The following is a 17,016-nucleotide window of genomic DNA, read 5'->3' as shown; positions in this document are numbered from 1 at the left end:
CTTGATCGTCAGCGTCAGCATCTGCTCGTGCATGACATCAGGCCCGCCAACGTCGAGGCGCAGACCATCCTCGTGCACGAAGAACTCGAACCGCGCCGGCCTCGGCCGCCAGAGGATCCGCTGCCGCTCCATCCGCGCACGCACGCAAAATTCCAGGTTGTCGGCGCTTCGTCTGTTCGTGCGATTGATCATCGCCCGGGCGTAGCTCTCGGTCTGCAGCAGGCCGGGCACCCATTGCGGCTCATAGCTCGTGGATGAGGTCGCGGTCGACTCGTGGTAGATCAAGGTGCTGAGCGAGTCCTCAAGGTGCTCGCCATGTGGGCCCAGCCAGTAGTCACGGTAGCGGTGGGCGTCTCGGCAGAGGTCCATGTACTCGCCCGCGGTGCCCAGATATACCCCGCAGGCGCCGAGGTAGTGGATCACGTCCCGTCGGTCAGCTGCTGGTGGCCCGACTCCACCCTCGATATCTTCGACTTGTCCCAGCCGGTCCGCTCCGCGACCACCTGCCCGCTCAAGCCCGCCTGTTCCCGGCACTTGCGTAGCTCACTGCCCAGCTCGCGAAAACGCGCGGCGGCTCCCTTTCGACCCATGTGGCAACGCTAACCGGGCCCACCGCGCAATTTCCCAGCCGGCGCGCCGAAGTCCACCCGGAAGTATCAGGACCCCGCCGGGCTTGGCGCGTGCGCAACCGGGACGACGACGGTCCCCTTCGCGCGGGTGGCGACCACCGGCGGCGACAGCACGTCCGCGGCCGACGGGCCCCGCTCCGGCGCCGCCCGGCACAGCACCCTGGCCTCGAACTCGATGCCACGGGAGCGGTTCCCTATGCGGACCAGCGTCGCGGTCACCTCGACGACATCACCCGCCTGCACCGGCGCGAGGAACTCGACGTCGGAGTAGCCGGCGAAGAGGCTCTCGTCGCCGTCGGTGTGGATGGACAGATCCGTGGCGACGTCACCGAACAGCGCCAACCCGTACGCGCCGTCGACCAGGTTGCCGCCGTAGTGGGCATGCGCGTACGGCACGTACCGCCGGTGCGTCACCGAGAAACCCTCGACCAGACTCACGCCGCCACTCCCCTGCTCCGCACCATCGCGTGCACAAGATAGCTCGCCACCTCACCCGGCGTGGTCCCCCGGCCGAACACCCGGTCGACGCCGAGCACTCCGGCCATCAGCGGGTCGAACCGGGGGCCGCCGGCGATCAGCACCGGGCAGCGATCACCCATGGCCTCGCGGAACGCGGCGGACATCTCCTGCGTGTTGAGGATGTGCGCGTCGCGTTGGGTGACCACCTGGGACACGAGCACGGCGTCGGCCTTCTCGGCACGGGCCCGCTTCACCAGCTCGGGCACCGTCACCTGGGCGCCGAGGTTGACCACGCGCAGCTCGCGGTAGTACTCGAGCCCCTTCTCGCCGGCGAAGCCCTTGATGTTGAGGATGGCGTCGATGCCGACCGTGTGCGCGTCCGTCCCGATACAGCCGCCGACCACGACCAGCTTGCGGCGCAACGTCTTCCGGACCGAACCGTTCACCTCGGACGGTGACAGCAGCGGGTACTCGCGCTCGACGACGGTGACCTCGTCGAGGTCGACGATGTGCTTGGCCGAGCCGTAGACGACGAAGAAGGTGAACTCCGCGCCGATGCCGTGCGAGTGCACGACCATGGCCGGGTCGAGGCCCATCTTGTTGGCGAGTTGCATCGCCGCGCCCTCGGCCTTCGGTCCGGGCGGCACGGGAAGCGTGAACGACACCTGCACCATGCCGTCACCGGTCGTGTCGCCGTAGGGCCTGACGTGTCGCTTCTCCTTGGCAGCAGTCACTTCGTGGCCCCCTCGTCCAGCAGGTCGGCCGCCGGGTTCACGTACCCGGGCGCCTTCTCGATGACGCCGTCGGCGCCCTTTCCCTTGTCCGGCGGGCGTTTCATGAGCCCGAACGTCCCGTCGGCGATCGCGTCGAGGAGACCTTCGCGGCCGATCCGGTCGAGCAGGTCCACCGCCTCGCCGAGCACCTGGTGCGCGCGCTTGACGATGAACCCGTCCGGCGCCGGGCGGAAGTCCTCGCGGAGCCCGGCGGCCGCGTTGAGCACGTACCGCACGTTCGACAGCGCGAGGTCCCGGTCGGACAGGAACGGCGTGACCACGGCCTCGGTCATCATGCCCACCAGCAGGATCGACTGTCCGGTGAGGACGCCGGCGAGGTTGAAGAAGCCGTCGAGGAGATAGCCGTTGAAGACGTCGCCGGTCATGTGCTTGGTCGGTGGCATCCACTTGAGCGGCGCGTCGGGGAACAGCTCGCGGGCGAGCAGCGCGTGGGCGAGCTCGAGCCGGAAGGAGTCGGGCACCGTCGGGTTGATCTCGAACGCGTGGCCGAGGCCGAGCAACTCGTCCGGCAGACCCGCCTCGTGCGCGAAGTGCTCGTTGAGCAACTGCGACACGGTGACCGTGTGGGCGGCGTCGACGGCGTCGGCGGTGGTGAGGTAGTTGTCCTCGCCGGTGTTGATGATGATCCCGGCGCGGGCGTGGACCTGGCGGGAGAACCGCTGGTCGACAAAGGTCCGGATCGGGTTGATGTCGCGGAAGAGGATGCCGTACATCGAGTCGTTCAGCATCATGTCGAGCCGCTGCAACCCGCCCAGCACCGCGATCTCCGGCATGCACAGCCCCGACGCGTAGTTGGTCACGCGGATGTAGCGACCGACCTCTTTGGACACGTCGTCCATGGCGGACCGCATGATGCGGAAGTTCTCCTGCGTGGCGTAGGTGCCGGCGAACCCGTGGTGGGTGGCGCCTTCCGGCACGTAGTCCAGAAGGGACTGTCCGGTCGAGCGGATGACCGCGATGATGTCCGCGCCGGCGCGGGCGGCGTTGGCGGCCTGGACGACGTCCTCGTCGATGTCCCCGGTGGCCACGATCAGGTAGATCCACGGCCGCTGCGGCGGGTTGCCGAGCTTGGCGACGAGCCGGTCGCGCTGGGCCCGGTTGCGGTCGACCGCGCGCAGTCCCTTCGCGACAGCCGTGCGGCCCGCGCGGGCCGCCCGGTCGGCGTCGCGCCCGGTCGGCACCGCGTACCGGATCTGGCCGGCGGCGGTGGCCTCGGCCAGCTCGGTGAGTGTGGTGAGGTCGTGCTGCCTGAGCGCGTGGAAGGCGGGCAGGACCACGCCGTGCTCGAGGCCGCAGTGCTCGCGGACCGTGTCGACGACCCGGTTGACCCACGGGACGTCGCCCGCGCGGTGGGTGGAGTCGGCGCCGGTGATGCCGGCGAGCCGGAGCGTCGCCCGCTCGACGGCGACCGTGGTGTGCGCTCTGGCGATCTCGACCACCGGCTCGGCGGCGCGCGCGGCGAGCTTGCGCGCGGTCTCGACCACCTCGGGATCCAGGTCCAGCAACGCCATCACGGCACCTCTGTCTCGTTGGTCGCTTCGCTCATCCGCTAGACGCCGTCTTCCCTCGTCGCGTGCTCGGCGCTCGTCCCTCGCGCCTGCGCGCGCTCCTCAGTCCAGACGGCGCCCGCTCCTTCGCTCTCGCTCCTCTGATAGATCATCCTGCCGTCGAGGACGGTGCGCAGGCAGGTCTCGTCCCGCCACACGGCGAAGGTGGCGGGGGCACCCACCTCGAGTACCCCGCCGCGCTCGCCGGCCGCCGCCCAGCCGCCCGCCGTGTGCGCCTCGAACGCGGCCTCGCGGGTCAGGCCGGAGCCGGGCGTGCGGTGGTTCACCGCGGCGCGCACGGTGGCCCACGGGTCGACCGGGGTGACCGGGGCGTCGGAGCCGAACGCCAGCGTCACGCCGGCGGCCGCGAGCAGCGCGAACGGGTTGAGCCCCTTGGCCCGCTCGACCCCGAGGCGCTGGGCGTACATGCCGTCCGGGCCGCCCCAGGTGGCGTCGAACAGCGGCTGCACGGAGGCGACGACCCCGAGCCGGGCGAGCTCGGCGGCCTGCTCGGCGGTGACCATCTCCAGGTGCTCGAGCCGGTGCCGGGCCGCGCCGAGGGCGTGCTCCCCCACCACCTTCTCGGCCCGCTGGAAGCCGGCGACGACCTCGGCGGCCGCGGCGTCGCCGATGACGTGGAAGCCCGCCTGCATCCCCTGCTCGGTGCAGGCGACGAGGTGCGCGGCGATCCGCCCGGCGTCCAGGTAGCGGGAGCCGCTGGTGTGCGGCGCGTCGGCGTAGGGCGCGGCGAGCGCGGCGGTGCGGGAGCCGAACGCGCCGTCGACGAAGAAGTCGCCCGCCTTGCCGCGCGCTCCGGCGGGAGCGTCGCCGGCCGCCCCCCAGTAGCCGACGACACGCGGGAGCTTTCCTTCCAGCGCAAGGAGGTCGCGGAAGTCCCGCGCGCCGGAGATGTCCGGGCCGCCGCACTCGTGGACACACGCGATGCCCCGGGAGGCGGCGTGGTGGAGGAACTCGAGCTGGGCGGCGCGCCGCTGGTCCGGGGCGACCGAGTCGCCGAAGGCGTTGCGGACGTGGTGGTGGGCGTCGCGGGTGAGCGGGCCGTCGGCCGACCATCCCGCCGCGGTGCGGGCTTCGGGCACCCGGGCGAGCAGGGCGGTGGAGGCGAGCGCGGAGTGGACGTCGATGCGGGACAGGTACACCGGGGTGCTGCCGGCGGCGGCGTCGAGCTCCGTGCGGGTGGGTGGGCGGTTGCCGGGCCAGTTTGTCTCGTCCCAGCCGTGGCCCCAGAGGACCTCGTCGGTGCCCGCGCGGTCGCGGACGGCGTCGAGGACCTCCTCCCGCGACTCGGCCTTCGTGAGGTCCAGACCGGTGCGCAGGAGGCCCGCGGAGGTGGCGTGGACGTGGGCGTCGACGAACGCCGGTGCCACGTGGGCGCCGCCCAGCTCGAACCGCGCCGGGGCGGGCGGCGCGTGCGCGGCGTCGCCGAGCCAGGTGATCACGCCGTGCTCGACCGCCAGCGCGGTGGCCGTCGTGCCGTGGATCCGGGCGCCGGTGAACAGGGTCGTCATATCCGGGAAGTGTGCCGTTCGCGCCGCTCGAACAGGTCGCGAACCCCTGGGGTGGCGCGCAGGAGGTCGAGGGCGAAGGTGGCGTGGCCGGGGACGTAGCCGTTGCCGATGAGCATGCGGACGTCGGCGGCGAGGCCCTCGGCGCCGAGCGCGGCGGCGGAGAACGAGGTGGCCATGGAGAAGAAGACGATCGTGCCGCCGTCGGCGGTGGCGAGGACCGCGCCGTGCTCGCAGCCGGGGACGTCGACGCAGACGACGGTGACGTCGACCGGCGCGCCGACGGCGCCGACGACTGCTTCCGTGACGGCCACCGGGTTGCGGGCGTCGGCGAGCACGACGTCGTCGGCGAGCCCGCTGGCTTCCACGGCGTCGGCCTCGCCCTGGGTGGGGACGAGCGCGACGAGGCGCCCGGCGCCCGCGCGGCGGGCGGCGGCCAGGGACAGCGAGCCGGACTTGCCGCCGCCGCCGAGGACCAGCACCGTCGGCTCCGCGCCGGCCTCCCGGACGACCCGGTCGGTGAGCGCGGGGGCGCCGCAGACGTCGAGGACGGCCAGGGCGAGCTCGTCGGGGAGGTCGTCGGGCAGCACGGCGGCGATGGAGCGGCCGAACAGCACGGCGGTGCAGCGGCACGGGACCTGCTCGCTGTCGCCGGACCAGCCGGCGAGGCCGTCGTCGATGCGCAGCGGGGTCAGAGTGAGCGACACCAATGTCGCGATTCGATCACCCACTCGCAGGCCGTGCGGAGACTCCGGGCCGACCTGGCGGACGGTGCCGAGCAGCATGCCGCCCGATCCGGTGACCGGGTTGTGCATCTTGCCGCGCTCTTCGATGATCCGGAGCACCGCCTTGCGGACCGCGCCGGGCTCGCCGTGCTCCTCTCTGAGCTGGCGGAAGGAGGCGGCGTCCAGGTTCAGCCGCTCGACGTCGACCAGGACTTCATCCGGCCACGAGCGGGTCTCCGTCGACAGCCGCCACGCTTGCTGGGGCAGTACCCCGACCGGCGCAACGACGCGATGTAGGCCGTACGGTGACGACACGCAAGGCCTCCTTCCGTAGGATTTACGCCTAGACTACGTTCTGGCAGCATATCTTTACGTCAACCTAGCGGCGAGGAGAACAGATGACGGCAGTGCGCAATCCCATTGCAGCCGCCACGACGGTCTCCGAGGCCTTGGACGAGACCTCCCGGCAACCGTACGAGTACGTCAGACGAGAGCTGGTTGAGCCCGACTGGCGCCGGTTTCCCGGCTGGCGGGAGGTCACGGATGCCCAGTGGCGTGACGCTCAGTGGCAGCGGGTGCACTGTGTGAAGAACGTCAAGCAGCTGCGCATGGTGATGGGCGACCTGCTCGAGGAGTCGTTCTATGACGACCTGGTCTCGGACCAGGAGCGTCTGGCGACGATGTCGATGCTGCTGCCACCGCAGATGCTGAACACGATGGCGCCGTCGGTGGACGGCTCCTTCACGAAGGCGTTCCTGGCCGACCCGGTCCGGCGCTACATGATGCCGGTGGCGAGCGACCGGGACCCGGAGTGGCCGAACCACCCGCACTCGTCGCGGGACTCGTTGCACGAGGCGGAGATGTGGGTCGTCGAGGGGTTGACCCACCGGTACCCGACGAAGGTGCTGGCCGAGCTGCTCTCGACGTGCCCGCAGTACTGCGGGCACTGCACGCGGATGGACCTGGTCGGCAACTCGACGCCGTCGGTGGACAAGCACAAGCTGACGCTGAAGCCGGTCGACCGGCAGGACCAGATGATCGACTACCTTCGCCGCACCCCCGGCGTGCGGGACGTCGTGGTGTCGGGTGGTGACGTGGCCAACGTGCCGTGGCACCAGCTCGAGTCGTTCCTGATGCGCCTGCTCGACATCGAGACGGTGCGCGACATCCGGCTGGCCACCAAGGCGCTGGCCGGGATGCCGCAGCACTGGCTGCAGCCGAAGGTGGTCGAGGGCCTGGAGCGGGTGGGCCGGACGGCGAGCCGCCGTGGGGTCAACCTCGCGATCCACACGCACGTGAACCACGCCCAGTCGGTGACCCCCCTGGTGGCCGAGGCGGCGCGGACGGCGCTCGAGGTCGGCGTGCGGGACGTCCGCAACCAGGGCGTGCTGATGCGCGGGGTGAACGCGACCCCGGACGACCTGTTGGACCTGTGCTTCGCGCTGCAGGGCGAGGCGAACATCCTGCCGTACTACTTCTACATGTGCGACATGATCCCGAACGCGGAGCACTGGCGCGTCGCCGTGTGGGAAGCGCAGCAGCTCCAGCACGCGATCATGGGTTACCTGCCCGGCTATGCGACGCCCCGGATCATCTGCGACGTGCCGTACGTCGGGAAGCGCTGGGTGCACCAGCTGGCGGACTACGACCGCGAGCGCGGCATCTCCTACTGGACGAAGAACTACCGGACGGGGATCGAGCTGTCCGACCCGGACGCGCTGAGCCGCCGCTACCCGTACTACGACCCGATCTCGACCCTCCCGAAGGCGGGCCAGACGTGGTGGGCGGACCAGGACTAGGGCATGTCTGACAATGCTTTGGTCCAGGTGATCACGGCGTGGAGGACGACCGCTGATCGGTAGATGATGGCGAGCTTGTCGTAGCGAGTGGCCAATCCGCGCCATTGCTTGAGCAGGTTGAACCGTCGTTCGACGACGTTGCGGCCGCGGTAATCGGCCGGGTCGAAGGCGGGCTGGACAAGCAAACATCGGGTGGCGGCGGTCTACCTCCCTGACCTGCTGGCCAGCGACCTCACCCCCGCAGCTGGATCGCCTCCTGGCCGAGAAATGACTGATGGCCGGCCACCGAGGTGGCCGGCCATCACGAACCTCGTCACCATTTGTCGGAGGTGACGATCGCCTTCAGCTGGTCGAGGCTCAGCGGCGGCTGCGGCGAGTAGATCTCACCGCCCGGCGAGTTGATCTCAGCGCCCAGGGGGTCCTCCTGGTTGCTGACGTGCATGAGGACCATCGTCCCGTCGGGCCGCTTGAGGCACGCCAGGTACGACACCGCGCCGGGAGCCGGCTGCGCGGTCCCGGTCGCCAGCCGGGAGCCGTCGGGCAGCGTGCTGACATCACAGTCCTCCGTGCGGGAAAGGTCGCACCACTCGCCGGGCTCGGAATCGCTGGGGTAGATCGTCAGGGTGAAGCCCCCGGTGACGCCTGCGGAGGTCAGAGTCCCGCCGATCATCGCGCTGGTGGGGGCGTCCGGGTCCTCCAGCTGTGGTGTCACGACCGATCCTGTCCCCGGTTGCGGGGTGTTCGTCGAGGACGGGGGTGGCACGATGATTTTTTCGGTCACCTCGAACGTCGCGGTGTCGCCGAGCACCACCCTGAACCGGGCGATCAGGTCATCCGGCGAGGTGGGGACCGGGCTGCGCGCCGTGGTCGTGGATGGTGCGGTCGACGACGAGGTGGTCGGCGGGCTGGCGGCGTGCGTGCCGGAGTCGCCCGGCACCAGCCACACCGCACCCGCGACCAGGCCCGCCACCGCGACGACGGTGGCCGCGATGGGTACCAGCCGCACGGCCCGGCGCGGCCGCGCGACCGGGGCCGTACCCGCGGCCGCGGCGTCGGCGCGCCGCTCCAACTCGGCGAAGGCATCGTGGAGGGTGCGTAGGTCACTCATGAGGTCTCCTGAAAGTTGGGGGCGCTGGCGGTGAGGTCGATGCGCAGAGCGTTGAGCGCCCGATGGATCTGGCTGCGTACGGTCGTTTCCCGGCACCCCAGCTGTGTGGCGATCTCCGTGTCGGACAGGCCCGCGTAGTAGCGCAGGACCACGGCCGCGCGCTGCTTCCTGGGCAGGCCGGCGAGGCGGCGGATCATCGCGTCCCGCTCGGCCCGCTCGTCCGCGCCGTCGGAGATCACCATCGGCTCGACCTCGGCGCGCGGGGACGTGCGGGTCAGCCTTCTGCGCCAGGACAGGTACTCGTTGACGACCATCCGCCGTACGTAGGCGTTCGGCGCGGCCATCCCCGAGATCCGTTCCCAGCGCTCGAACGCCCGGCCCAACACGTCGCTCACCAGGTCCTCGGCCAGCCACGTCCGGCAGGTCAGGACCGTGGCGAACCGCATCAGCGCGGGACGCTGCCTTGCCACGTACTCAGCGAACTCCATCGGCAACTCCCGATCGTCGACTCGACCTCGATTTCGCACCCCTAATGCGGAAGTGACCCCTTTTGTTGCATTCGGTCTCTTAACGGCTGCTGAGAGCCCCGACCCCGTACCCGCATGCGTACCTGATCCGCGTGGATCCGACCGCCATAGCCGCTGGCGGGCCGCTCCTGCTGGCCGCCAGCGTGGCGCCGCTCGCGGGCATGGTGTCCATCGCCCCCCATATGTGGTCCCCCTGGCCCCCGGCTACCTCACCTACCTGGCCGCCCTCGTTCGCGCGAACACCCCGGACGAGAAGGGCAAGAAGGCGCGCGTCCTCGGCGCAGTCGCCCTGTTCGTGCTCGGCTTCACCGTCGTGTTCGCCGCCGGGATCGGCGGCCTGCTGCTCGTGCTGGTCTACTGTCTCGGCCTCGGCGTGCCGTTTTCTGCTGATCGCCCTAGGGCACCAGCGACCCTGACCCTCGGTAGCAGGTCGTACGCGGAGTGAAGTAGCTAGTTTTGGACCTACCACCAACGTGTTCAGTCGGGAACACTCTCGCAGGTCGGTCGTACACCCATCGCGACCACACGAGACCTGAGGAGAGTGGCGTGTCCATCCGAAGAAGGACGCTCGCGGCCGCAATCTTGCCCGTGGTCGCGGCGAGCATGATCGGGCTGACCGCGGCGGTGCCGGCGCAGGCCGGGCCGCAGTACACCGCGGCCGTTCAGCAGGACGAGCTCCTGGACCGGCTCGAGGCGGTGCCCGGGTTGACGGTCGTCTCGGAGGAGGATCCGCCCGCGCCCGGCTACCGGTTCTTCTTCCTCACCTACCGCCAGCCCGTCGACCACCTCAACCAGCAGGGCCCGACGTTCGAGCAGCGACTCCAGCTGCTGCACCGCGACGTCAGCCGCCCGATGGTGCTGCACACGACCGGCTACGGCATGCCCGAGTACGCGTTCCGCTCGGAGCCGACCGCGCTGCTCGACGGCAACCAGATCTCGGTCGAGCAGCGGTTCTTCACGCCCTCGCGGCCGAACCCGGCCGACTGGAGCAAGCTCGACATCTGGCAGGCGGCGACCGACCATCACAAGATCGTCCAGGCGCTGAAGCCGGTCTACGGCGGCAAGTGGATCTCCACCGGCGCGAGCAAGGGCGGCATGACCTCGGTCTACCACCGCCGGTTCTACCCGCGCGACGTCGACGGCGTGGTCGCCTACGTGGCCCCGAACGACGCCAACAACAAGCAGGACACCGCCTACGACGACTTCTTCGCGAGCGTCGGCTCGACCCCGGAGTGCCGGACCGCGCTCGAGACCCTGCAGAAGGAGGCGCTGACCCGGCGCTCGAACCTGGTCGACCTCTACGACCAGTTCGCCGCCGAGAACGACCTCACCTTCGACCAGGTCTTCGAGTCGACCGACAAGGCGTTCGAGATGACCGTCCTCGACACCGAGTGGGCGTTCTGGCAGTACTCGAGCGAGGCCGACTGCGGCACGGTCCCGCCGGTGACCGCCACCGACCAGGAGATCTTCGACTTCATCAACAACGTCGCTGGCTTCTCGTTCTACGCCGACCAGGGGATCCTCCCCTACGCGCCGTACTACTACCAGGCGGCGACGCAGCTGGGCTGGCCGCAGCCGAAGTTCAAGTACCTCAAGGGTTTGCTGCACTACCCGGGCCTCTACGTGGCGAACTCCAGCCTGCCGCAGGAGCTTCGGTCCAAGCACGACCCGTGGCCGATCGCCGACGTCGACAGGTGGGTCAGCAAGGACGCGAGCCAGATGCTGTTCGTCTACGGCTCCGACGACCCATGGGGCGCCGAGCCGTTCCACCCGAGCGACAAGGACTCCTACACCTACACCGCGCCGGGTGCCAACCACGGCGCGAACATCGCGCGGCTGAGCCCCGCCGACAAGGCCGCCGCCACCGCGACGGTGCTGCGGTGGGCCGGCGTCAGCGCCGCCCCGGCCGCCGAGCGGTCCACGGCCGTCAGTGAGCTCGACCAGCGCGACCCGCGCGACATCCGCCGCCCGCTCTGATCACTCACCGACGAACGGCGCCTTCCGGTCTCCGGGAGGCGCCGTTCGCCGTGAGCCGGGCCGTCACCAGCATCGCGGCCGGGACCAGGCCGACCGGGAAGCCGGACGGCTCGAGGGTCGACGCGCAGACCGTCACCCAGGCGGCGACCGTCCAGGTGACGTAGCCCGGCAGCGCCCGGCCTTCACGCGCGAACCGGGAGAGCAGCAGCCCGAGCAGCGCGGTCGGCACCGCGAAGCTGCCGACCAGCTGCCAGAAGAACGCCTGGGCCTGCGGCATCGGCGCGTCGAGCGGGATGTCGGCCCACAGCGCGCCGGAGAGCCAGTCGGGGACGAACTCGGTCGACGTGGCGAGGAAGAAGGCCAGGTGCGCGGCCGCGACCGCGGTGAGCAGCCGGCCCGCCCAGATCGTCAGCGTGCGGGGTCGACCGCTCAGTCGACCGGGGGGCACGGCGTCGTGGGGCACAGCCGCCATGGTCGCGCAGACCGAACGCGCGCCGCACTAGGCTTGAGTGCGATGCGACCGCGGGGATGGCGAGCCTGGACCGGGCTCATACTGATCGTTCTGCTGCTCGGCACGGTTCTGCTCGTGGGCGACGACTTCGCCCCGGAGCCGACCCCGTTACCCGGCCCGCCGCAGGACGCCCCTCGCGTGGTCGTGGCCATGGGCGACAGCACGATGTCCGGCGAGGGCGCGGGTGACTACGAGAAGGGCACCGACGGCGAGGACGGCGACTGGTGCCACCGCTCCCCGCACGCGTCGATCCACCACATGGAACTGATCTCGATCGACCGGACGTACAACCTGGCGTGCTCGGGGGCGCCGTCGCCGCAGGTCGGGCTGGGTGACGTCGAGCAGTACACGGAGCCGTCGCAGGCCGAGCAGCTCGCGCCGATCGCCGCGCGCGACCGGGTCGCGGCGGTGGTCGTCGCGTCCGGGGCCAACGACGAGCCGGCGTTCTCGCACGTGCTGAACTCGTGCGTGGAGGCGTGGACCGGCCGCGGCGACCCGTGCGGCAAGACGGTCGGGCCGGAGTGGGCGGAGCGGGTGGACAAGATGGTGCCCAAGCTGGAGCGGGCGCTGTCGGACATCCGCGAGGTCATGGCCAACGCGGGCTACGACCTGGGCGACTACCAGCTGATCGTGCAGTCCTACGCGGCGCCGATCGGCACGGACGTGGCGCGGGGTCTGCAGGACCTGTCCGGCTGCCCGTTCCGGTCCGAGGACCTGCGCTGGGTCGAGGAGACGGCGGTGCCGGTGCTGACCGCGGGCGTGCGCCGCGCGGCGGCGCGGGTGAACGCCCGGTTCCTGGACCTGTCCCGCGCGGGCACGGGCCACGAGGCCTGCTCGTCCGAACGCGACCCCGACTGCGAGTGGTTCCGCCGCCTGGCCGTCGAGTGGGACGACCTCCAGCACGAGGACCGGGCGACGCACGCGCTGCAGGAGTCGTTCCACCCCAACGCGTTGGGCCACGAGCAGTTCGGCCGCTGCCTGGGTGAGTTCCTCAACACCCCCGACCGGGCGGCCGCGTGCCTGGCCGGCGAGGACGGCAACCTGCACGCCGCCTCGTCGCCCGGCCCCTAGAGTCGGCCGAGCTCGACTCCGCCATGTCGGCGGTGCCCGGCGTTCACCCGCGTGCCCTACGTTGGGCGGCACCCTGCTCCCTACCGACGGAGGTTCTGCCGTGCGGGCCCTGCCCCGATCCCTGTTCCTGCTGTTGGCGTTGCTCGGCCTGGTGGCCGGCGCGGTCCCGGCGACCGCGTCCCCGCACTGGTCGTGGGTCGAGCCGCTCGCGCAGGCCCACGCGCACAACGACTACGAGCACGACCGGCCGCTCCACGACGCGCTGGACCACGGCTTCACGAGCGTCGAGGCGGACATCTACCTGGCCGACGGCGACCTGTTCGTCGCGCACGACCCCGAGGATCTCGACCCCGCCCGCACACTGCGGTCGCTGTACCTGGAACCGTTGCGGCAGAAGGTGCTTCGCGGCGGCATCTACCCCGGGCGGCGGGTGGACTTCCAGCTGCTGATCGACATCAAGACCGAGGGCGAGTCGACCTACGCGGCGCTGGACTCGGTGCTGCGCTCGCCGCGGTACGCGTTCCTGTGGACGTCCTACCGGTTCGGCCGGGTGTGGCGCGGGCCGGTGGCGGCGGTCGTGTCGGGCAACCGGCCGCGGGAGACGATGGAGGCGCAGCGCAGCCGGGTCGCGTTCTACGACGGGCGGATCGCGAACCAGTCCGACCTGGGCCCGGGGTCCGACGCCCGCCTGACGCCGCTGGTGTCGGACAACTGGACGACGCTGTTCTCGTGGACCGGCGCCGGTCAGATGCCCGCCGCCGAGCGTGCTTCGTTGCGTGAGATCGTGCGGACCGCGCACGACGCCGGCCAGCGGGTCCGCTTCTGGGCCACCCCGGACGTCGCGGGCCCGGAGCGCGAGGCGGTCTGGCGTGAGCTCGTCGCCGCGGACGTGGACCACATCAACACCGACGACCTGGCCGGGCTGCAGAAGTTCTTGTGCGAGTGACCGGACATGCCTCGAACGCGCCGCTCGAGACGTTGGGCGCCCTGAGCGCGTCGTTCAGGGCGTGGCAGTCCTGCGGGCCCGGAAGGCGGCCGCCTTGACCCTGTTCTGGCAGGCGGTCGAGCAGAAGCGGCGGGTGCCGTTCTTCGAGACGTCCACGTAGACGCGGTCGCACGCCGGGGCGGTGCAGATGCCGAGGCGTTCGATGGCCGCGTTGCCCAGGACCGTCGCGAGGGCGGTCGCCATCGACGCGGCCCAACTCTCGGCCCAGTCGGCGTGGGCGCTGTGGAAGTGCAGGTGCCACGGTTCGTTGTCGTGGCGGGCCAGGGTCGGGATCGCGTTCGTGGTGCGCATGATCTCGTTCAGCTCGGCGCATGCCTTGTCCACGTCGCGCGTGTCCACCAGCTCCACCACCGCACGCAGGCGGCCCGCCCAGTCGGCCAGCTCGGCGGCCTCCTCGGCGGTCGGGTGGCCGGGGGTCCTCGACGAGGGCACGGCGTCACGCACCGCGGTCACCAGGTCCGCCGGCGCAGGGAAGGGACGGCCGTGGCGCTCGCCAGGGGTCACGTCGTTGATCAGGGTGACGGCGTTTGCCACAACGTCGCTTGTGTGACCGTCAAAGTCCACTTGACCAGTTACCTCCGTTCGCGCTAGCGTCACTGTCATCAAGCTTATAGACAGTTACGGAGGTGCGCTATGCAGGTGGCTACGGCACAGCGGTGGGTGCAGCGGTGGGACGCACAGCAGGAGCGGTACATCCCCGACCGCGAGGAGCGGTTCCGGGTCGTCATCGACGTCGCCCGGGCGGCCGTCGGCACGGGTGCGGCCAGTGTGGTCGACCTCGGTTGCGGCCCCGGGTCGCTCTCCGCGCGGATCGCCGCCGCGCTCCCCCGGGTCAACGTCGTCGGCGTCGACGCGGACCCGCTGCTGCTCGGGCTCGGGGCGGCCAACACCGGACCGCGGGTGACGCTGGTCGAGGCCGATCTCGGCTACCCGTCCTGGCCGGACCGCACCGGGCTCGTGGGACCGTGGGACGCCGCCGTGTCGTCGACCGCGCTGCACTGGCTCGACCCCGACTCGCTCGCCGCGCTCTACCGGACGCTCGCGGAGCGGCTGCGGCCCGGCGGCGTGTTCGTCAACGCCGACAACATGGGACTCGGAGCGTCTACTTTGGACGCCATCGCGGACGGGGTCCGGGAGGCGCGGACCGCGCGGGTGGGCAGCGACCGCAACGAGGACTGGGCAGAGTGGTGGCAGGCCCTCCGCGAGGACGACGAGCTCGCCCCGCTGGTCGCCGCCCGCTCCGACAGCGCCATCGCGAACCACACCGAGAACGAGCTGACCGTCCACGAGCACGCGGACCTGCTGCGCGCGGCCGGCTTCGCCGAGGCGGGCCCGGTCTGGCAGTTCGGTGACGACCATGTGCTCGTAGGGGTCCGTTAGAGGGCCGGGGAACGGCCCTCGTACGGAGTGGACAGTACGACCGTGGTGCGGGTGGACACCTTGGCGGCCTCGCGGATCTGGCGCAACAGCTCCTCGAGCGCCGCTGGGGAGGCCACCCGCACCAGGAGGATGTAGGACTCGTCGCCGGCGACCGAGTAGCAGGACTCGACCTCGCGGATGTGGTTGAGGCGCTGGGGGTAGTCGTCGGGCTCGGACGGGTCGATCGGGGTGAGCGAGATGAACGCGGTCAGCGGGAGACCGATGACCTCGGCGTTGAGCTGCGCGGTGTAGCCGCGGATGACGCCGCGCTGCTCGAGGCGGCGGACGCGTTGGTGCACCGCCGACACGGACAGGCCCACCCGCTCGGCGAGGTCGGTGAAGCTGCACCGGCCGTCGGCGGACAGCTCGCGGGCGATGGACTGGTCGATCGGCTCCAGCTCCGACGGACTCACGACGCCCCCTCGCCCGCTTCGTGGTGCCGGAACGCTCCGCAGGCTCCGCTACACCGACACCCTCCGCAGACTCGGCGGCATCCTGAATATCGATGCCTCGCTCCGCAAGCTCCGCTCACGACACCCCCTCGCCCGCTTCGTGGTGCCGGAACGCTCCGCAGGCTCCGCTACACCGACACCCTCCGCAGACTCGGCCGCATCCTGAATATCGATGCCTCGCTCCGCAAGCTCCGCTCACGACACCCCCTCGCAGGCTCGGTTACAGGGCGCCGGCTCCTCGGCGGTCATCGGGTCGGGAGCACGGTGAGCTCGTGCGGCCGCGTGTTCAGTGGCTCGACACCGTCCTCGGTGACCACCACGATGTCCTCGATCCGCGCACCCCAGCGACCCGGCTGGTAGATGCCCGGCTCGACCGAGAAGGCCATTCCCGGCTCCAGCGGCAGCTCGTTGCCCGACACGATGTACGGGTCCTCGTGCACGTCGAGCCCAATGCCGTGGCCCGTGCGGTGGATGAAGTACTCGCCGAAACCCGCGTCGGCGATGATCGACCGGGCCGCCGCGTCCACGTCCTGGGCCGGCACGCCCGGCCGCACGGCCGCGACCGCCGCGGCCTGGGCCGCCTGGAGCACGGCGTAGGTCCGAGGCACGTCCGCGTCGCGCGGCTCCCCCAGCACGTAGGTGCGGGTGCTGTCCGAGCAGTAGCCCTCGGCGATCGGGCCGCCGATGTCGACGACCACGACGTCACCCGCCTCGACCACCCGGTCGGACAGCGAGTGGTGCGGGCTCGCGCCGTTGGGCCCGGAGCCGACGATGACGAACTCGGCCACCGCGTGGCCCTCCTCGACGATGGCCGCGGCGATGTCCGCGCCGACCGCCGCCTCGGTGCGCCCGACCCGCAGGAACTCCGCCATCCGCGCGTGCACCCGGTCGATGGCCGCGCCCGCCCGGCGCAGCCCGTCGATCTCGGTGGCGTCCTTGCGCATGCGCAGCTCGCGCACGATCGGCCCGGCCAGCACCTGGTCGGCCCCCGGCAGCGCGCGGCGCAGCCCCAGCACGTGCAGCGCGGCCATGACGTCCCCGAGTGCCACCCGCGCCGGCGCCCCGAGCAGTGCCGCGACCATGGCGTACGGGTCCTCGGCGTCGACCCAGGTCGCGATCTGCACGCCCAGCTCGCCCGTGGGCACGGCCGCGTAGCCCGGCGCCTCCAGCTTGGGCACCACCAACACCGGCGCGCCACCGGTGGGCAGGACCAGGCAGGTGAGCCGCTCGAACGAGCTGCCCGAGCCACCGAGCAGGTACCTGAGGTCCGAGCCGGGCGCCATCAGCAACGCGTCCACGCCGGCGGCGCCGGCCGCCTCCCGGGCGCGGTCGAGCCGTGCGCGCAGGGCCGTGGGGTCGGTGGCGGAGACGGTGGTCGACATGCTGGAAAGCCTAGTCCGGGCGGGTGGTCGAACGTGTCAGCGACATGTCAGCGAGCCGGGTGGGCGGATCAGGGCGGTATCAGC

17 protein-coding genes and 3 pseudogenes are annotated in these 17,016 nt (G+C 71.2%); 6 read left to right on the top strand and 14 right to left on the bottom strand.

Going from position 1 to position 17,016, the window contains the following annotated elements; all coding sequences use genetic code 11:
• Positions 1 to 21 precede the first annotated feature (21 nt).
• The 7 genes and pseudogenes from GEV28_RS42105 to GEV28_RS03000 all read right to left on the bottom strand — a co-directional run.
• A pseudogene (locus GEV28_RS42105) lies at positions 22 to 369 on the bottom strand (DUF5753 domain-containing protein); the annotation flags it as partial.
• Between the two features lie 50 nt (positions 370 to 419).
• The gene (locus GEV28_RS03025) at positions 420 to 590 is read right to left on the bottom strand and encodes a helix-turn-helix transcriptional regulator (protein ID WP_291408325.1); all 171 of its coding nucleotides are present in this window, start codon (positions 588 to 590) and stop codon (positions 420 to 422) included.
• Positions 591 to 656: 66 nt separating this feature from the next.
• Positions 657 to 1,067, bottom strand: coding sequence for a hotdog domain-containing protein (locus tag GEV28_RS03020; protein ID WP_291408322.1), 411 nt, complete (start codon positions 1,065 to 1,067; stop codon positions 657 to 659).
• Entirely contained in the window at positions 1,064 to 1,822 is a 759-nt protein-coding gene (locus GEV28_RS03015; protein ID WP_291408320.1) for an OAM dimerization domain-containing protein, read from the bottom strand. The genes GEV28_RS03020 and GEV28_RS03015 overlap by 4 nt, the downstream gene beginning before the upstream one ends.
• Complete coding sequence (locus tag GEV28_RS03010) at positions 1,819 to 3,393, bottom strand: lysine 5,6-aminomutase subunit alpha (protein ID WP_291408318.1); 1,575 nt, start codon at positions 3,391 to 3,393, stop codon at positions 1,819 to 1,821. Before GEV28_RS03010 ends, GEV28_RS03015 begins: the two co-directional genes overlap by 4 nt.
• A 38-nt stretch (positions 3,394 to 3,431) precedes the next feature.
• A complete protein-coding gene (locus tag GEV28_RS03005; RefSeq protein ID WP_291408316.1) occupies positions 3,432 to 4,958 on the bottom strand; it encodes an amidohydrolase family protein in 1,527 nt (508 codons plus the stop codon).
• On the bottom strand, positions 4,955 to 5,995 hold the full coding sequence (locus GEV28_RS03000; RefSeq protein ID WP_291408313.1) for an L-erythro-3,5-diaminohexanoate dehydrogenase: 1,041 nt from the start codon (positions 5,993 to 5,995) through the stop codon (positions 4,955 to 4,957). The genes GEV28_RS03005 and GEV28_RS03000 overlap by 4 nt, the downstream gene beginning before the upstream one ends.
• A gap of 83 nt (positions 5,996 to 6,078) precedes the next feature.
• Here GEV28_RS03000 and GEV28_RS02995 point away from each other — a divergent pair, with 83 nt between their 5' ends.
• Positions 6,079 to 7,479 carry a lysine 2,3-aminomutase gene (locus tag GEV28_RS02995; protein ID WP_291408311.1) on the top strand — a complete coding sequence of 467 codons (1,401 nt, stop codon included), beginning with the start codon at positions 6,079 to 6,081 and terminating at the stop codon, positions 7,477 to 7,479.
• Here the strand turns inward: GEV28_RS02995 and GEV28_RS02990 are convergent.
• From GEV28_RS02990 to GEV28_RS02980, 3 genes and pseudogenes are all read right to left on the bottom strand, one after another.
• A pseudogene (locus GEV28_RS02990) lies at positions 7,476 to 7,652 on the bottom strand (transposase); the annotation flags it as partial. The gene GEV28_RS02995 and the pseudogene GEV28_RS02990 sit on opposite strands and share 4 nt — an antisense overlap.
• Before the next feature lie 140 nt (positions 7,653 to 7,792).
• Complete coding sequence (locus GEV28_RS02985) at positions 7,793 to 8,587, bottom strand: hypothetical protein (RefSeq protein ID WP_291408309.1); 795 nt, start codon at positions 8,585 to 8,587, stop codon at positions 7,793 to 7,795.
• On the bottom strand, positions 8,584 to 9,081 hold the full coding sequence (locus tag GEV28_RS02980) for a SigE family RNA polymerase sigma factor (protein WP_291408307.1): 498 nt from the start codon (positions 9,079 to 9,081) through the stop codon (positions 8,584 to 8,586). Before GEV28_RS02980 ends, GEV28_RS02985 begins: the two co-directional genes overlap by 4 nt.
• 125 nt (positions 9,082 to 9,206) lie before the next feature.
• On the opposite strand from GEV28_RS02980, the pseudogene GEV28_RS02975 reads away from it, so the two are divergent.
• Both GEV28_RS02975 and GEV28_RS02970 read left to right on the top strand, forming a co-directional pair.
• A pseudogene (locus tag GEV28_RS02975) lies at positions 9,207 to 9,457 on the top strand (cytochrome c biogenesis protein CcdA); the annotation flags it as partial.
• Positions 9,458 to 9,660: 203 nt separating this feature from the next.
• Positions 9,661 to 11,091, top strand: coding sequence for a S28 family serine protease (locus GEV28_RS02970; protein ID WP_291408306.1), 1,431 nt, complete (start codon positions 9,661 to 9,663; stop codon positions 11,089 to 11,091).
• 4 nt (positions 11,092 to 11,095) lie between these two features.
• On the opposite strand, the gene GEV28_RS02965 is transcribed toward GEV28_RS02970, so the two are convergent.
• On the bottom strand, positions 11,096 to 11,554 hold the full coding sequence (locus tag GEV28_RS02965) for a DUF6463 family protein (RefSeq protein ID WP_291408304.1): 459 nt from the start codon (positions 11,552 to 11,554) through the stop codon (positions 11,096 to 11,098).
• A gap of 51 nt (positions 11,555 to 11,605) precedes the next feature.
• Between GEV28_RS02965 and GEV28_RS02960 the strand changes: the two genes are divergently transcribed.
• Together GEV28_RS02960 and GEV28_RS02955 are read left to right on the top strand one after the other, a co-directional pair.
• On the top strand, positions 11,606 to 12,673 hold the full coding sequence (locus GEV28_RS02960; protein WP_291408302.1) for a GDSL-type esterase/lipase family protein: 1,068 nt from the start codon (positions 11,606 to 11,608) through the stop codon (positions 12,671 to 12,673).
• A gap of 139 nt (positions 12,674 to 12,812) precedes the next feature.
• Complete coding sequence (locus tag GEV28_RS02955; protein ID WP_291408395.1) at positions 12,813 to 13,619, top strand: phosphatidylinositol-specific phospholipase C/glycerophosphodiester phosphodiesterase family protein; 807 nt, start codon at positions 12,813 to 12,815, stop codon at positions 13,617 to 13,619.
• A gap of 54 nt (positions 13,620 to 13,673) precedes the next feature.
• Here GEV28_RS02955 and GEV28_RS02950 read toward each other — a convergent pair whose 3' ends face one another.
• A complete protein-coding gene (locus GEV28_RS02950; protein ID WP_291408300.1) occupies positions 13,674 to 14,213 on the bottom strand; it encodes a CGNR zinc finger domain-containing protein in 540 nt (179 codons plus the stop codon).
• A 105-nt stretch (positions 14,214 to 14,318) separates the two neighbouring features.
• Here GEV28_RS02950 and GEV28_RS02945 point away from each other — a divergent pair, with 105 nt between their 5' ends.
• Positions 14,319 to 15,059 (top strand): methyltransferase domain-containing protein, encoded by a 741-nt coding sequence (locus GEV28_RS02945; RefSeq protein ID WP_291408298.1) that lies wholly within the window; start codon positions 14,319 to 14,321, stop codon positions 15,057 to 15,059.
• On the opposite strand, the gene GEV28_RS02940 is transcribed toward GEV28_RS02945, so the two are convergent.
• Together GEV28_RS02940 and GEV28_RS02935 are read right to left on the bottom strand one after the other, a co-directional pair.
• The gene (locus GEV28_RS02940; protein ID WP_291408296.1) at positions 15,056 to 15,511 is read right to left on the bottom strand and encodes an Lrp/AsnC family transcriptional regulator; all 456 of its coding nucleotides are present in this window, start codon (positions 15,509 to 15,511) and stop codon (positions 15,056 to 15,058) included. The genes GEV28_RS02945 and GEV28_RS02940 overlap by 4 nt on opposite strands.
• 284 nt (positions 15,512 to 15,795) lie before the next feature.
• Positions 15,796 to 16,932 carry a Xaa-Pro peptidase family protein gene (locus tag GEV28_RS02935; protein WP_291408294.1) on the bottom strand — a complete coding sequence of 379 codons (1,137 nt, stop codon included), beginning with the start codon at positions 16,930 to 16,932 and terminating at the stop codon, positions 15,796 to 15,798.
• Positions 16,933 to 17,016 lie beyond the last annotated feature (84 nt).

It is taken from the genome of Actinophytocola sp., from assembly GCF_009379765.1.
GTDB lineage: Bacteria > Actinomycetota > Actinomycetes > Mycobacteriales > Pseudonocardiaceae > Actinophytocola.
This window is presented reverse-complemented; position numbering and strand designations above follow the sequence as displayed.

Coding starts and splice junctions, on each gene's coding strand:
- GEV28_RS03025 (WP_291408325.1), bottom strand. CDS start 590: ATGGGTCGAAAGGGAGCCGCCGCGCGTTTTCGCGAGCTGGGCAGTGAG.
- GEV28_RS03010 (WP_291408318.1), bottom strand. CDS start 3,393: ATGGCGTTGCTGGACCTGGATCCCGAGGTGGTCGAGACCGCGCGCAAG.
- GEV28_RS03005 (WP_291408316.1), bottom strand. CDS start 4,958: ATGACGACCCTGTTCACCGGCGCCCGGATCCACGGCACGACGGCCACC.
- GEV28_RS02995 (WP_291408311.1), top strand. CDS start 6,079: ATGACGGCAGTGCGCAATCCCATTGCAGCCGCCACGACGGTCTCCGAG.
- GEV28_RS02985 (WP_291408309.1), bottom strand. CDS start 8,587: ATGAGTGACCTACGCACCCTCCACGATGCCTTCGCCGAGTTGGAGCGG.
- GEV28_RS02960 (WP_291408302.1), top strand. CDS start 11,606: ATGCGACCGCGGGGATGGCGAGCCTGGACCGGGCTCATACTGATCGTT.
- GEV28_RS02935 (WP_291408294.1), bottom strand. CDS start 16,932: ATGTCGACCACCGTCTCCGCCACCGACCCCACGGCCCTGCGCGCACGG.